Source organism: Mesobacillus foraminis (genome assembly GCF_004340465.1).
Taxonomy (GTDB): Bacteria; Bacillota; Bacilli; order Bacillales; family Cytobacillaceae; genus Mesobacillus_B; species Mesobacillus_B foraminis.
This window is the reverse complement of the sequence record NZ_SLVV01000002.1, coordinates 95,371-110,077: the sequence shown is the minus strand read 5'-3', so window position 1 is coordinate 110,077 and position 14,707 is coordinate 95,371. Positions and strand designations below refer to the sequence as shown.

Below are 14,707 nucleotides of genomic sequence, written 5' to 3'. Positions count from 1 at the left end.
CCTTGACCAATATAACCTTGGTTATGCCCGTATTTGGCCCTAAGTAACCTCCGAATTATTTTATCCTTAGAAGGTGTATGTTTGGGGATCTTGAATGAAACGATAATGTATAAGATTGACAAGAGTGTGGTTAATGAAGGAGGAACAGTGATGTCATGGCTGTTATATGCGATTCTATCTGCGATTTCTGCAGCTTTGGTTTCTATTTTTGGCAAGATTGGTCTCCAGGATATTGACTCGAATACCGCAACAGCAATCCGGGCCGTGATCATGTCTTTGTTTTTATTCGGAGTAGTAGCAGTGGAGGGGAACCTTGCAAGGATCCCTGAAATCATTGGTGATAAGAAGGCTTTATTCTTCATCACGTTAAGCGGAGTGGCAGGGGCGACATCATGGTTATTTTACTTTCTGGCGCTAAAGACAGGAAAGGTATCCCAGGTTGCGCCGATTGATAAACTAAGTGTAGTACTTGCTGCTGTATTAGCTATCCTTTTCCTGGGAGAAAAGATTTCAATGCTAAACGGGATGGGAATTGCCCTTATAACGATTGGCGTCATTTTAACCGCGTTAAGCTAAAATATTGTTAGAGAAAGGCTGGCCGATTTATGGAGTGCTCTTCTAGCGAAGAACTAAAACAACTGGTAAAAGAGGCAAAAAAACAAACCAAATTTGGAAAGGTTGCGGATTATATCCCAGCCCTCAAAAAATCAAGCCCCCATGATTTGTCCGTAGCCATTTACTATCCGGATGGAATTTGCATATCTGCAGGGGACATCGAACAAAAAATTACTTTGCAAAGCATATCAAAGGTGCTGACTCTTGCCCTTGCATTAATGGATTGCGGGGAGGAATGTGTTTTTAATAAGGTGGGCTATGAACCAACAGGAGACCCATATAATTCAATCATCAAGCTTGAGACCAGCCATGCAAAACCGCTGAACCCCATGATAAATGCTGGCGCTCTGGCGGTTACTCACTTAATTAAGGGAGCGTCGGTTAAGGAAAGACTTGGTCGGATTATTGAATTCATTAGAGAACTGGCAGGGGATAAAGAAATATCTTATTCTGCCGAGGTTGCCCAATCCGAATTTGAGACTTCACATCTTAATAGGTCTCTTTGTTATTTTATGAAGCAGGATGGAATCATTGAAGAGGATGTAGAGGACCTGTTGGAGCTATATACAAAACAATGTGCGATTGAAATGAATTGCCTTGATTTAGCGAGAATTGGACTGATTTTCGCCATGGACGGAAGGGATTCGGTAACCGGAAAAGCAATCATGCCTGTTCATGTGGCCAGGCTGTGCAAAACATTTATGGTTACGTGCGGGATGTATAATGCATCTGGCGAATTTGCGGTAAGAGTGGGGATTCCGGCTAAGAGCGGTGTTTCAGGTGGAATTATGGGGTCAGTCCCCAATCGGTTCGGGATTGGCATTTTTGGTCCTGCCCTGGATAAAAGGGGCAATAGTATAGGGGGGATCCGTCTACTTGAAATGATGTCAGAAAGATACAAACTAAGTATTTTTTAAGTTCCCGTCGCTGGTTCAGTATCAGGATTGTAACTTTAGCGAAAAGATATTGAAATGAAGGACTGATAAAATACATCAATAAGCTTTTTTTCTAAAGTACATATGATACGAATGAAAAAGGAGACGAATGATGGAACACCATGTAAAGAAATCATTGGATGAGTGGAAAGAAGAAATATGCGAGCTGTTGAATGAGATTGATAAAGAATATGAACATATTAAACAGGAACTGCAGGTCTATTCTTATAAATTCAGCATTACCAAGCAGGTTGTTCAATCGACTGTTAATGAAGATATCATCAGGAACATCCGGGAGCTCTATCATAAGCCATTTGAACAGAAATTCAACGAGTTAAAAACCGAAATAAAGGACCTGGAAGAGAAGAAAAAGGTATTTCAAATGTTTGTTGATAAAATTGATAAGGTTAATGGCAGCGAAGAAACGAAATCTGTTGCGACTACTATATAAAAAATGTATATTGGCAATATTTTCTCATTTCTCGTTGATTTTTTCTATTTTTCTGATACTATTAAATCAAATGTGAATACATATTGACCACTAGGGGAGCCCTTGTTAAGGGCTGAGAGAAGAAGTATTGACTTCTAAACCCTTATAACCTGAACAGGTTCGTGCCTGCGTAGGGAAGTGACTAGTAATTTTGTGCTTTTTTTCAGTGCAATTTCCAAAACCACTTCCCTGTGCGAAGTGGTTTTTTTGCTGTTAAAAATAGTTGTGGGGGGTGGACGTGCTGGAGCTGCTGGCCATTACAAATGACAGGTTCCCGGTTAAAGAGCTTGCTTTAAGCATCATTGAAATGCAGGAATCCATAGACTATATCCATATACGGGAAAAGTCAAAGTCTGTACAGGAGCTCTATCTTTTGTTGCAGCTCCTGCGACGAGAAAAGGTTCGGGTAGAAAAAATTGTTGTTCATGACAGGCTTGATTTAGCGCTATTAAACGGAATACCGAATGTTCATTTGCCGGGACACGGCCTGCCTGTTTACCAGGTAAAAAAAAGGTTTCCTGAACTCCGCATCGGCCGTTCCGTGCATTCCTTTCATGAGGCAAAAAGTGCGGAGCAGGAGGGAGCCGATTATGTGTTATTTGGACATGTGTTTGACACAAAGTGTAAAGCAGGAATGCCTGGCCGGGGACTTGATGAATTTAGCAAGATCAAGAAAGCTTTGGATATTCCGGCATATGCAATTGGTGGAATAACACTATGCAAATTGGATCTGGTCCGGCGAGCCAATGCTGCAGGAGCGGCTGTAATGTCGGGGATTTTTGATTCTGAAGATCCTGTGGAATCAGCTCTGGAATATTCCATTAAGGCGAAAGCCCATGTAGATATTTCAATTTCACAGGCAAAATAGACAAATCATATTTGAGGGTTTGTGCAGTCAATTCGCTGCAAGATGAAAGAGGTGATTTTTAATATGACCATCCAGTTAAATGGGAAAACTGTAACCTTGCCACAAGAGGTAGCAACTGTACAGGATCTTCTTAGCCATTATCAAATTGAAAACCGTATTGTGATTGTGGAACTTAATAAGGAAATCCCCGGGAAAGAACAGTACGAAACCCTGCTGCTAAACGAAGGAGACAGGGTTGAAATGATTCATTTTGTAGGAGGAGGATAACAATGCTAAATATAGGTGAAAAGACATTTAACTCAAGACTCTTGCTGGGAACAGGAAAGTATCCAAGCTTTGAAATACAAAAGGAAGCCGTCAGGCAATCGGAATCAGAGATTCTAACCTTTGCGGTGAGGCGGATGAATATTTTTGAGGAAAGCCAGCCGAATTTTCTTGAACAGCTGGATTTAACACGGTACAGCTTGCTTCCTAACACCGCTGGTGCAAAGACAGCTGAGGAAGCAGTCAGGATCGCCCGCCTTGCAAAAGCTTCAGGGCTGTGCGACATGATCAAAGTAGAGGTCATTGGCTGTGACAGGTCACTTTTGCCTGACCCAGTTGAAACCTTAAAAGCCTCCGAGATGCTGCTTGAAGAAGGGTTTATTGTGTTGCCATATACCTCTGATGATGTAGTGCTGGCAAAACGGCTGAATTCTTTGGGTGTCCATGCCATCATGCCAGGTGCATCACCAATAGGGTCAGGAAAAGGAATTATCAACCCGTTAAACCTTCAATTCATCATTGAACAATCAACCGTTCCGGTTATTGTGGATGCGGGAATAGGTTCACCTAAAGATGCCGCATTTGCGATGGAGCTGGGAGCGGACGGTGTCCTGTTAAATACAGCTGTATCCGGTGCCAATAATCCGGTGAAGATGGCGGCAGCGATGAAGCTGGCAGTCGAAGCGGGCAGACTGGGATATGAAGCAGGAAGGATAGATGAAAAGAATTATGGCATTGCGAGCAGTCCGGCGGCCGGAATGATTACTTCATGAGCAGCAGGTATTCAAGACAGGAGCGATTTTCTCCAATCGGGATTGCGGGACAGGAAAAGCTCCGTGACGCTCATGTTCTGATCATAGGCGCCGGAGCATTGGGATCCTCCTCAGCCGAGATGCTTGCAAGGGCAGGAGTTGGCAAGATTACAATTGTCGATCGCGATTATGTGGAAATGAGCAATCTGCAAAGACAGCAGCTGTATTCAGAGATAGATGTGATCAACAAAAATCCAAAAGCAGTCGCTGCTCAAAAAAGGCTGGAAGCAATCAACAGCGATATAAGAGTACAGGGCATTGTTGCTGACGTCAATGGCATGAACGTCGAGGATCTGGTAATAGGCAAGGCCTTAATTGTTGATGCCGGAGACAACTTTGAAACAAGATTAATTATTAATGATGCCGCCGTTAAGCATAATGTCCCTTTCTTGTTTGGGGCTTGTGTCGGGAGCTACGGCATCACATTTCCCATGATACCAGGAGAAACTCCATGCCTGCACTGCCTCATGGACCATTTGCCGGCCCAGAATCTTACTTGTGACACGGCAGGGGTAATCTCACCGATTGTCCAGCTTGTTGCATCCTACCAGGTCACAACTGCTTTAAAGTTTCTGACGGGGGCCAAGTTATCTCCACTTTTACAATCAGTCGATATCTGGAATGATGAAAACGCCAAAATCAGAGTCGACCGCTTAAAAAAGGAAAATTGCAAGACATGCGGGAATAACCCTTCATTTCCTTATCTATCTTTCGAAGGTCAAACCAAGACAGAAATACTTTGTGGCAGAAATACCGTGCAAATTCGTCCTGGCGTTGCAAGGATTTTATCTTTTGAAGAACTGGGCCGCCGTTTAGAAAGTCTTGGCTGTGAAATGACTGTGAACTCTTACCTGCTGTCATGCTCCTTTGAGGGCCGAAGAGTTGTACTATTTAAGGATGGCCGCGCCTTAATTCACGGAACGAATGATATAACAGAAGCGAGAGGGATATATAATAGACTTATAGGCTGAGGACAAAAATGCTCCCCTTTTCTAAAAATTATAAATAGTATAATATTGATGTATCAAACGGATTAAGGGAGTATTGATGTCAATATGGATGAAGACAATGATTATGCAAAGAATCCCTGCAATTTGGATGACATGCCACAAATAGAAAAAGACACCTTCCATTATGAGTTAAAAAGTCTCCTTCACCTGCAGAGGGGTATGACCTTCAAATTAGAGAAAATAAACGGCAAGCTCGTCCATACTTTTGTTGCAGGGGAGTTGGTACGGTCAATGGGGTACAGCTGTGAGCAAGTCATCGGCAAAACAATCGAAGAGTTATTGCCTCCTGAGTACACCAGCGAAAAAAATGATTATTACGAAAAAGCATGGGCTGGGGAAGAGGTATCCTATGAAGGATATATGAATGGAATTCATTATTTGGCATCTCTTAAACCCATCGTACATAGCGGATCAGTAACAGAAGTAATCGCCACCTGTGTGGATATTACCGAGCAGAAAAAGACGGAAGAAGAGCTTAGAAAGACGAAGGAACTTCTTGAATCCATCATTCATAATACTGCAGATGCCATTGGTGTTTTCGATCTGCAAGGGCGCATGATTCAAGCCAATCCAGCTTTTGAAGTCATGTATGGGTGGGGACACGAAGAAATACTTGGTGAGGACCTCCCTATTATTCCGTCTTTTAAAATCGAAGAAACAAAAAGGATTATGGAAGAAGTAAAGGCCGGGAATATCATAAAAGGGTTTGAGACGATCAGACAAAAAAAAGATGGAAGTTTAATAGAAATAAGTGCTTCCTATTCCCCTGTCAGAGATATCCAGGGAGAAATCATCGGCGTATCATTTACTGCAAGGGATGTTACAGAGCACAACAGAACAGCCGAACTGCTCCGTAAATCCGATCGCCTTTCCATTATTGGGCAGCTGGCGGCTTCCGTGGCCCATGAGATCAGGAATCCCCTGACAGCCCTGAAGGGTTTTTTACAGCTTTTGACGTCAGGGGATAAAAATAATCCCTACTATCCCATCATGCTTGATGAAATGAACCGTATTGAAATGATTACAAATGAATTTTTAGTACTGGCCAAGCCTCAGGCAAAAGCTTACGAATTGAATTCGCTGCAAGAAATTTTGAGAAGGGTCATCACTCTTGCACAAATCCAGGGCCTGATGAATCAAGTGGACATTCAGACTCTATTCGAACCTGATTTGCCGCCGGTTCTTTGCAATCAAAATCAAATCATTCAGGTATTCCTGAATGTAATCAAAAATGCGATTGAGGCAATGCCAGGGGGCGGAACAATCACTATTTCCCTTGAAAAACTGGAACCAGGCTACCTTCTGGTCCAAGTTATTGATCAAGGGACCGGAATTCCCGGGGACCGGATTTCCAGTCTGGGTGAACCTTTTTACAGTACGAAAGAAAAGGGGACCGGTTTAGGGTTGTTGGTAAGCTACAGAATTATTGAAGAACATAATGGGAAAATTGACATTTACAGTGAGATTGGAAAAGGTACGTTGGTCAATATCATCCTTCCAATTCACTCTCCGTCGGAGTAACAAAAAAATAGAATAAAAAGTCACTAGGGGTGCTTCCGATAAGCTGAGAAAGATGCAGGACATCTTAACCCTTACAACCTGAACTGGGTAATTCCAGCGGAGGGAAGAGGCATGATAAAAAATGATTGTTCCAGCGTAGTTCTGTGCCGGAGCATTATAAACGATCCCGCTTCTCCTATTAGAAGCGGGATTTTTATTTGATGAAATGAAAGGTAGTGGAAAGATGAGCTTCAGCAAAAGATTGCATGAGAAACTGCAGCCAATTTGGAGGAAGAACCACTCACATCCATTTGTCCGCGGTATCGGTGATGGTTCTTTGGATCAAAAGAAATTCAGATTTTACATGGTACAGGATTATTTGTATTTGATAGAGTATGCAAAACTGTTTGCTCTTGGGGCTGTCAAAGCTTCCGATGTAGAGACAATGGCGAGGTTTGCGTCCTTGCTGGATGGTACACTGAACGAAGAAATGAGCTTGCATCGCCAATATGCTGCAAGATTTGGAATTTCAGAAACAGAGCTTGAACAGGCAGCTCCATCGCCAACTACGCTTGCTTATACTCATTATATGCTGCATATTGCCCAGAACGGAACACTTCCCGAGCTCCTGTCCGCTCTTCTCCCTTGTTCATGGAGTTACTGGGAAATAGGCAAAGAGTTAAGCAGAAAACCTGGAGCAATTGATCATCCACTGTACGGGGAGTGGATTAAAATGTACAGTTCCAGGGAATTCGGGCAGCTCGCACAGTGGTGCATCGAACTTCTGGATCAACATACAGCCGGTAAAACTGAGGAGGAGCTGGCAAGACTGGAGGAGATCTTCCTGAATACCACCCGTTTTGAATATATGTTTTGGGATATGGCCTACAATGAATCCATGTGGCCTTTCGATGAGAACGAAAATGCTGCAATTTAGGAACATTTCCTTTCAATATAAACACAATGACAGGACGTCTCCTCTCATCAAGTCTCTGGATATGAATGTTCATAAAGGGGAACTCATTTCTATTCTTGGGCCGAGCGGTTCCGGGAAAAGCACCCTGTTCAGACTGATTACAGGTCTGGAGCAGCCTGATGCAGGTGAGATCAGGCTTGACGGCAGGGTATTTAAAAGCCTGCTTGGCCGGGTAGGCTATATGCCGCAGCAGGATTTGCTCATGCCGTGGCGCACCGTTCTGGACAACGCCCTGCTGCCGCTGGAGTTAAAAGGAATCAAAAAGGAAGAAGCGAGAAAGGAAGTATTGAAGCTTTTGGAGGAATTTGGCCTCTCCGGGTTTGAATATCATTTTCCAAGTGACCTGTCAGGAGGTATGAGGCAGAGGGTCTCCTTTTTAAGAACCATCTTAAGCGGTGCAGATTTGCTTCTGCTGGATGAACCCTTTAGTGCCCTGGACGCAATTACAAGGCTTTCCATGCAGGAGTGGCTGCTGCTTCAGTGGGAAAAGCGAAAAAAGACAATATTGTTTATTACGCATGATGTGAACGAGGCACTGTTTCTGTCTGACCGGATATTGATTGTGAACGGTACGCCTGTACATAATCTCGAGGAAGTTCAAGTGCCTCTTGGAAGGCCGAGGACCATCCAGGATTTAAATCACCCTGCCCTTATTCAACTAAAAGATGACTTACTGCATCAGTTGCGAATGAAGGTGAGCAGATGAAAAAATGGAAGGCGTTCTTGCCGCCGGTTACTTTAGTTATGTTTTTTATCTTTATATGGGAAGCTGGAGCGAGAGCAGTAAACGTTTCTTTCATTCTTCCAGGTCCTTCAGGAATCATTATCAGGCTGTGGGAACTGAAGGAAATTTTATTCTTTGAGCATCTGCCGGCTACCTCGCTGATCATCTTATTGGGGTTGTCCATTTCTGTCTTGCTTGGAGTTAGTTTGGCAGTTTGGATGCATGCAAGCCAGGCAGTCGAGAGAGCGTTTTACCCGATCATCATTTCTTCGCAAATGATTCCGATAATCGCCCTTGCCCCGATATTTGTCCTGTGGTTTGGCTATTCCATATGGAGCAAGGTGGTAGTAACGGTCCTGATCACTTTTTTTCCGATCACGGTCAGTACCTTTGACGGGTTTCGGTCCAGCAGCAAAGAGTTAAAGGAGTTGCTGCTGACTATGGGGGCAGGAAAGAAAGATATCTTCTTGAAGCTGAATGTACCATCTGCACTGCCTTATTTTATGTCGGGTTTAAAGGTAGCAGTCACACTGAGTGTGATAGGAGCAGCCATTGGCGAATGGCTTGGAGCACAAGCCGGCCTTGGCTATTTTAGCAGAAGAATGATGACTCAATTCGACGGGGCGGGGGTATTTGCTCCAATAGTCCTTTTATCAGTCATTGGCATATGTTTATTCTTATTGGTAAATTTGCTGGAAAAGTATGTACTTAAGTGGAGGAAAATTTAATGAAGAAGTGGATTTGTTCATGTTTGAGCATTTTGATGATCGTAATGCTTGCCGCTTGCGGCGGGAAAGAAGCCAATTCAGCAGCACAGAGCGGTGAAAAAGGCTTGAAAGAGGTTAGTGTCATGCTAGACTGGTATCCAAACGCAGTCCATAGCTTTTTGTATGTGGCAGAAGAAAAGGGTTATTTTAAAGAGGAAGGCATCAAGGTGGATATTCAGTTTCCAGCCAATCCAACGGACCCTATGAATCTTGCAGCCGCAGGCAAAATTACTTTGGGATTCTACTACCAGCCAGATGTGGTCATGGCACGTGCCAATGAGGATGTTCCGGTTAAAGCCGTTGGAGCCATCGTCCGGTCCCCTTTGAATACTGTTATTTTTCCCGAAGACAGCACGATCAAGACTCCAAAAGACCTTGAAGGGAAAACAGTTGGCTATCCTGGCATTCCATTGAATGAATCCTTATTAAAAACAATGGTTTCAAGTGATGGCGGGGATTATAAAAAAGTAAATGTAGTGGATGTAGGGTTTGAACTGGGAGCATCTGTCGTCAGTAAACAAACAGATGCAGTCATCGGGGCTTTTATTAATCATGAGGTCCCAGTGTTAAAGCATCAAGGCCACGAAACTCGAAACCTGAATCCAACTGATTATGGTGTCCCGTCTTATTATGAACTTGTAGCAGTGACAGGTGATCAAACACTAGAAAAAGAAAAGGAGGCCATTCAATCTTTCTGGAAGGTTGCTGCCAAAGGCTATGAGTTTATGGCCGAGCACCCTGATGAAGCCCTTCAAATCCTGATGGACAACCAGGATGAGGCTAATTTCCCGCTTGATCAAGAAGTAGAAAAAGAGAGTATGGAGATTTTGCTTCCTAAAATGCACAGTGAAGAGGGATTTGGCACTCAAAGCAAGGAGTCTTGGGAAGAAACAGGAAAATGGCTAAGGGATTCAGGATTGATAAAAGAAGTTCCGGCCGTCGAGGACCTGTTTATTAATCTTAAATAAGAATAAAGCCATTCCTTACATTTGACCTTATTCTTCCTGCGTTTTACAATAAATATATAATATTCATAGTTCTCAACCTTTTTAAAGGGGAGTAGCTGGGAAGCAAAGTCGTCAGTACAGGGTTTTTCCCTCGGCTTTGCTGGCAACGATGGTTGTTTGCGAGACCTTTACCATTTATTTGGTGAGGTCTTTTTTATTTGATTCTTTCAGGAAGGAGAGTGGCCATGATGTCATTAAAGAGAATGTTGAAGAATTATATAAAGAAGGAAGGAGTTAAGTTTGTAAAGGAGAAAGGAATTCCTCTTATAAAAAAAGAGCAAAAAAAGCGGAGCGGGAAGAAATAAGAATGGTATGTGAAATGGGTGAGGGACATTAATGAACATTGGAGGCAGCGAGATGAAGAAAATGATTGCGGTATTATCAGCGGTTTTTATGCTTTTTGCTGGCGGGTGCTCAGCACTCGACCAGGCACAGGATACAATTGGCTACGTTAATGAAGCAACCGATTATCTCAGCAAGGCAACAGAATTTGCGAATGAGGCGCCTGCACTTGCTGAGGAGGCAGTAAAGAATATGGGAAGTGCGGAAGAATTAGAAGCAAGACTGCAGGAAATGAAGGAAGAAATAGCAGCTTTCAGTGAGCTGCAGGAACCTGAATTTGCATCCGAAATCCATCAAGCCATACTAGAACAAAATGAAAAGATTTCTGCAGGTATTGATGGGTTATTAACTGAGCTTGAGGATGGCTTGCTCGACCCTGCTGTTCTGGAAAAAACGGAGTTATTCCAGACCGTACAGGAAATGGGGGACTTGGCAGATCAACTTAAACAATTGGGAGAGTAAAATCGAAAGTATTTCCAACCCTGATTGGGCGATAAATTTAAGCCAGTTTAGAGTTTGTGCTAGACTGCAGAACAATTCGGTGAAAATCGAGTTGATCTGCAGTCTTTTTGTATTGTGAGTATATATATTGCATGGTTGTTTTCCTTTTTCTCTTGTTTCGCCGGGGAATCCTGACCTCCGGCACTGCCAGGGCGTTTAAAGCAAAGCAGGATTTCAATTTCAAAAGACCTTTTTCCCTGGGGGTTGCCCTTATATTCCAAACAAATGTAGTCTAATTTTGGTTATTGTATAAAGGTTACTTTTTGTGTAAAATTACACTATAGTAACCATTTTTTAGTAAATCGTGTAAAGTCAGGGTTTCAAGGGGGGAATCGCCATCAGAATCCTTAGCAAGGCATTGATATTGATATATGGTCTTTTTTTCATTTTATCTGTGACCATCTTCCAACGGCAGCCCATATTTGCTGAAGATGCCGGTAAATTGCTCCCGACGGCAATTAAGGAGATCCGGCCTGCTTCGACAGCGGTGTCACTTGAAAAATGGGTGAAGTCGGCAAATGAACATCATGGGAAACTGTCCGTTGCCGGCATGCAGCATTCACAGGGCGGGCATACCTATTATCCGGGCGCTACCATGATTGATATGAAAAGTTATAATAGAATCTTAGATTACAAGCCTGATGAAAGATTGATTACAGTCCAGAGCGGAGTAACATGGGAACAAATCCAAAGGAAGATTAATCCGGATGGGCTTGCTCTGCGCGTTACCCAATCCCAGGCCATCTTCACGGTCGGAGGATCTCTAAGTGCGAATATTCATGGCCGGGATATCCGTTTTGGCTCAATATATAATACCGTTCAATCACTAAGATTATTGACTCCGACAGGCCAAATCATAGTGGTATCCAGGACAAAAAACCCGGAATGGCTCCCAAATGTTATTGGAGGCTACAGTCTGTATGGAATCATTTTAGATGTAACTTTGAAGCTGACGAGTGATGAACTATACCAAATTGAAACAAAAGAGATGAGTGCCGAAAAGTACCCAGCTTATTTTGCTGAACAAGTATTGCGAGACGATGCAGTCAGGATGCATATGGCGAGAATATCCGTTGCCCCCGATACTTTTTTTAATGAAATGTATGTGATTAATTACAGGCTGGCAGAGAATCAATTGCTGCTGGATAAACACAGGGAGCTGCATCATGAACGGATTATTGCTCTCCCAAAAGCATTGCTTGGATTCTCTCGTTATAGTGAAAAGGGGAAAGAACTGTTTTGGCAGATTCAAAAAGATTACATGCTAAACAAGGGCGGAGATTATATAACCAGAAATAACGTGATGAGGTCGGAAAGTGAGTTTATGGAATACGAACAGGCAGGGCGGACGGAAGTGCTGTCAGAACTCTTCATTCCGGTAAGCAAATTCACCGTTTTTGTTCGGGATCTTAAAGCAATTTTAAGAAAAGAACAATTCAATCTGCTCAATATTACCATCAGGTACGTGGAAAAGGACGAACAGGCAACTTTGTCGTATGCCAAGGAGGATATGTTTGCCCTTGTATTATTGATCAATCAGGGAACCGGACAGCATGAAATCATGGAGACGCGGGAAGTAGTGCAGAAAATGATTGATGCTGCGTTGGTTCATGGAGGGTCCTATTATCTTCCGTACTATCCATATGCGTCAAAGGAACAACTCAGGAAGGCCTATCCGAACATAGATGAATTTTTTAAGCAAAAACAAACAATCGATCCCAATGAAGTATTTGTGAATCTCTTTTATAAGGAGTACAAGTGATGGATTATCATCGTTTTTTGCGTGCGCAAAGTATAATGATTTCTGCAGGAAGTGTGGTCTTTCCTTTTTATCTTTTGTTTATTAGGAACGTCGGGGAAAGCTTTTCTCAATTTGGCTGGGCCTATGGCCTATTTACTTTAATGTCTGCCTGCTCTTTCCCTTTTATAGGGCGGATGGCTGATGCTGTCGGGGAAAGGAATTTGCTTTTGCTTTATACATGGGGGATGGCGCTGGTCATGCTTCTTATCCCCATAGCCGGAGGTATTTGGGCTATCTATGCCATTCAAATTTTGATGGGATTTTTAGGGGCTGTTCAAAAGACGGCAGAAAAATCGGCTCTTTCCCGCCAGGCTTATGAAAAGCGGCATACTGATATAGGGAAGTCGATTGGACATTACCACCTATGGACCTCTGTCTGGTCGGCTGCAGCAATTATTGTAACTGGCTATTTAATTGATTTCCTGACAATCGGCTCGATTTTTTATCTGGCTTCCTTCATGTACGCGTATGCGGGAATAACGCTTGCTGGCAGAGCGAAGCAGCTCGCAGATTAACCTTATTCTTGGGGATAAGGTTTTTATCTTGACGGTATACGGTAAAAATTTGCTATTTTAGTGATAAACAAGCAATATTAATATGGTTAGAATTTACTCAGGAAGACAGGAAAGTAGGGATTCAATTGCCTGATTTTTTATCATTAGGTATTTCAGCATCATTTGCTGACAAACTCCGGGAGCAAGGAATCGTAACAGCTACTCCTATTCAGGAGCACGCACTTCCATTTGTGATGGAAGGCAGAGACGTCATAGCCCAGGCACAGACCGGGACCGGAAAGACATTGGCGTTTGTTTTGCCAATACTGGAAAAAATAAACCGAAATGTTCCTTATATACAGGCTCTTATCGTTACTCCAACACGGGAACTGGCCCTGCAGATTACCGCCGAAGTTGAAAAGTTAATTGCCGGCATGGAAGGATTAAGCGTCCTTGCGGTATACGGAGGGCAGGACGTAGACAAACAATTAAAAAAGCTGAATAAAAACGTCCCGATTGTTGTGGGAACCCCCGGTCGGTTATTAGATCATATTCGCAGAGGAACAGTTCAATTGTCGGATGTTTCATTCCTGGTTCTCGATGAAGCGGATCAAATGCTGCATATTGGCTTTCTTAAAGATGTGGAGGAAATCATCAGGGAGACCCCGGCCGTCAGGCAAACAATGCTTTTTTCTGCGACTATGCCCGCTGAAATTAGAAATTTGGCACGCAAGCATATGAATGAACCGGAATTTGTACAGGTGGAGAAAAAACAGGGGCCGGCGGATAGTGTAAAACAGCTTTCTATCCATACAACAGACCGGGCTAAACAGGGTACCTTGATTGAATTGATCAACACCCACCGGCCTTTTTTAGCTGTCATCTTTTGCAGAACAAAACGAAGAGTCAGCAAATTATATGGCATTTTAAAAGAAAATGGATTTTCTTGTGATGAACTTCACGGCGACTTATCCCAGTCTAAGCGCGAGCAGGTGATGAAGCGGTTTAGAGAGGCGGAATTCCAGCTTCTGATTGCAACCGATGTGGCAGCAAGGGGCCTGGACGTTGAAGGTGTTACACATGTCTTCAATTATGATATCCCTGCTGACGCGGAAAGCTATGTCCATCGCATAGGCCGAACTGGCCGTGCTGGCATGAAGGGATTAGCCATTACCCTTTACTCAACGGATGATCGGCCTATCCTTGATGGTATTGAAGCAGAGCTAAATCTGAGAATTGATAAACAGAATAACGGGCAATCAAACCAAGAAAAAAAGTCTCAAAAAAACCAAGGAGAGCAGTTGCCTTCAGACGGACAAAATCGCAGGAGGAGATCATTCTCAGGACAAAGCAATCAAACCAGAAAACACAGGTCCGGCAGCAATGCACCTAAAGATGGACAAAGACCGGAAAGGGAAGGACAGGAATCAAGAAGAAACCGCGGTCCGAAGGCAGGAAAATTGGAGGCCAAGGCAGGAGCAACCTTTAACGCGGGAGGGAAGCGGCCAGCAAAACCCAAAAAAACTTCATCTGCAAGAGGGGAATCACGCACGAATACAAGAAAACCTAAAGGCAGAAACGAAAGATCCAGGAGGCATTAA

Annotated in this window: 16 protein-coding genes and 2 riboswitches; all 16 genes read left to right on the top strand. The window is 43.3% G+C overall.

The features are described 5' to 3' along the window. Positions 1-147: 147 nt before the first annotated feature. The 16 genes from EV146_RS02975 to EV146_RS02900 all read left to right on the top strand — a co-directional run bounded on the left by EV146_RS02975 (position 148) and on the right by EV146_RS02900 (position 14,707). Positions 148-576: an EamA family transporter gene (locus tag EV146_RS02975; protein WP_132002560.1), complete on the top strand. Its 429-nt coding sequence runs from the start codon at positions 148-150 to the stop codon at positions 574-576. Positions 577-605: 29 nt separating this feature from the next. Beyond that, entirely contained in the window at positions 606-1,532 is a 927-nt protein-coding gene (gene glsA, locus EV146_RS02970; RefSeq protein WP_132001721.1) for a glutaminase A, read from the top strand. Positions 1,533-1,662: 130 nt separating this feature from the next. Further along, positions 1,663-2,001: a hypothetical protein gene (locus EV146_RS02965; protein WP_132002557.1), complete on the top strand. Its 339-nt coding sequence runs from the start codon at positions 1,663-1,665 to the stop codon at positions 1,999-2,001. 82 nt (positions 2,002-2,083) lie between these two features. After that, a riboswitch (TPP riboswitch) is annotated at positions 2,084-2,194 on the top strand. 87 nt (positions 2,195-2,281) lie between these two features. Next, entirely contained in the window at positions 2,282-2,908 is a 627-nt protein-coding gene (locus EV146_RS02960) for a thiamine phosphate synthase (RefSeq protein WP_132002554.1), read from the top strand. A 63-nt stretch (positions 2,909-2,971) separates the two neighbouring features. After that, positions 2,972-3,175, top strand: a complete 204-nt coding sequence (thiS, locus tag EV146_RS02955; protein ID WP_121613125.1) for a sulfur carrier protein ThiS — start codon at positions 2,972-2,974, stop codon at positions 3,173-3,175. A 2-nt stretch (positions 3,176-3,177) separates the two neighbouring features. Continuing rightward, positions 3,178-3,945 (top strand): thiazole synthase, encoded by a 768-nt coding sequence (locus EV146_RS02950; RefSeq protein ID WP_132001718.1) that lies wholly within the window; start codon positions 3,178-3,180, stop codon positions 3,943-3,945. Continuing rightward, complete coding sequence (locus tag EV146_RS02945; RefSeq protein WP_132001715.1) at positions 3,942-4,955, top strand: ThiF family adenylyltransferase; 1,014 nt, start codon at positions 3,942-3,944, stop codon at positions 4,953-4,955. Before EV146_RS02950 ends, EV146_RS02945 begins: the two co-directional genes overlap by 4 nt. A gap of 198 nt (positions 4,956-5,153) precedes the next feature. After that, a complete protein-coding gene (locus EV146_RS02940) occupies positions 5,154-6,515 on the top strand; it encodes a PAS domain-containing sensor histidine kinase (protein WP_158286980.1) in 1,362 nt (453 codons plus the stop codon). A 15-nt stretch (positions 6,516-6,530) separates the two neighbouring features. Beyond that, positions 6,531-6,637, top strand: a riboswitch (TPP riboswitch). Positions 6,638-6,738: 101 nt separating this feature from the next. Then, the gene (gene tenA, locus EV146_RS02935) at positions 6,739-7,431 is read left to right on the top strand and encodes a thiaminase II (protein WP_132001709.1); all 693 of its coding nucleotides are present in this window, start codon (positions 6,739-6,741) and stop codon (positions 7,429-7,431) included. Then, the gene (locus tag EV146_RS02930) at positions 7,406-8,176 is read left to right on the top strand and encodes an ABC transporter ATP-binding protein (RefSeq protein WP_132001706.1); all 771 of its coding nucleotides are present in this window, start codon (positions 7,406-7,408) and stop codon (positions 8,174-8,176) included. The genes tenA and EV146_RS02930 overlap by 26 nt, the downstream gene beginning before the upstream one ends. Then, positions 8,173-8,922 (top strand): ABC transporter permease, encoded by a 750-nt coding sequence (locus EV146_RS02925; RefSeq protein WP_132001703.1) that lies wholly within the window; start codon positions 8,173-8,175, stop codon positions 8,920-8,922. The genes EV146_RS02930 and EV146_RS02925 overlap by 4 nt, the downstream gene beginning before the upstream one ends. Then, a complete protein-coding gene (locus EV146_RS02920; protein WP_132001700.1) occupies positions 8,922-9,929 on the top strand; it encodes an ABC transporter substrate-binding protein in 1,008 nt (335 codons plus the stop codon). Before EV146_RS02925 ends, EV146_RS02920 begins: the two co-directional genes overlap by 1 nt. Before the next feature lie 396 nt (positions 9,930-10,325). Beyond that, a complete protein-coding gene (locus EV146_RS02915) occupies positions 10,326-10,772 on the top strand; it encodes a DUF6376 family protein (RefSeq protein ID WP_132001697.1) in 447 nt (148 codons plus the stop codon). A gap of 397 nt (positions 10,773-11,169) precedes the next feature. After that, a complete protein-coding gene (locus EV146_RS02910) occupies positions 11,170-12,573 on the top strand; it encodes an FAD-binding oxidoreductase (RefSeq protein WP_219916222.1) in 1,404 nt (467 codons plus the stop codon). Beyond that, positions 12,573-13,127, top strand: coding sequence for an MFS transporter (locus EV146_RS02905; protein ID WP_121613115.1), 555 nt, complete (start codon positions 12,573-12,575; stop codon positions 13,125-13,127). Before EV146_RS02910 ends, EV146_RS02905 begins: the two co-directional genes overlap by 1 nt. Positions 13,128-13,252: 125 nt before the next feature. Continuing rightward, complete coding sequence (locus EV146_RS02900; protein ID WP_132001691.1) at positions 13,253-14,707, top strand: DEAD/DEAH box helicase; 1,455 nt, start codon at positions 13,253-13,255, stop codon at positions 14,705-14,707.

Excerpts from the sequence above, each read along its gene's own strand:
- EV146_RS02925 (WP_132001703.1), top strand. The coding sequence starts at position 8,173 with ATGAAAAAATGGAAGGCGTTCTTGCCGCCGGTTACTTTAGTTATGTTT.
- EV146_RS02950 (WP_132001718.1), top strand. The coding sequence starts at position 3,178 with ATGCTAAATATAGGTGAAAAGACATTTAACTCAAGACTCTTGCTGGGA.
- thiS (WP_121613125.1), top strand. The coding sequence starts at position 2,972 with ATGACCATCCAGTTAAATGGGAAAACTGTAACCTTGCCACAAGAGGTA.
- glsA (WP_132001721.1), top strand. The coding sequence starts at position 606 with ATGGAGTGCTCTTCTAGCGAAGAACTAAAACAACTGGTAAAAGAGGCA.
- EV146_RS02965 (WP_132002557.1), top strand. The coding sequence starts at position 1,663 with ATGGAACACCATGTAAAGAAATCATTGGATGAGTGGAAAGAAGAAATA.
- EV146_RS02930 (WP_132001706.1), top strand. The coding sequence starts at position 7,406 with ATGAGAACGAAAATGCTGCAATTTAGGAACATTTCCTTTCAATATAAA.
- tenA (WP_132001709.1), top strand. The coding sequence starts at position 6,739 with ATGAGCTTCAGCAAAAGATTGCATGAGAAACTGCAGCCAATTTGGAGG.
- EV146_RS02905 (WP_121613115.1), top strand. The coding sequence starts at position 12,573 with ATGGATTATCATCGTTTTTTGCGTGCGCAAAGTATAATGATTTCTGCA.
- EV146_RS02945 (WP_132001715.1), top strand. The coding sequence starts at position 3,942 with ATGAGCAGCAGGTATTCAAGACAGGAGCGATTTTCTCCAATCGGGATT.
- EV146_RS02920 (WP_132001700.1), top strand. The coding sequence starts at position 8,922 with ATGAAGAAGTGGATTTGTTCATGTTTGAGCATTTTGATGATCGTAATG.
- EV146_RS02940 (WP_158286980.1), top strand. The coding sequence starts at position 5,154 with ATGACCTTCAAATTAGAGAAAATAAACGGCAAGCTCGTCCATACTTTT.
- EV146_RS02915 (WP_132001697.1), top strand. The coding sequence starts at position 10,326 with ATGAAGAAAATGATTGCGGTATTATCAGCGGTTTTTATGCTTTTTGCT.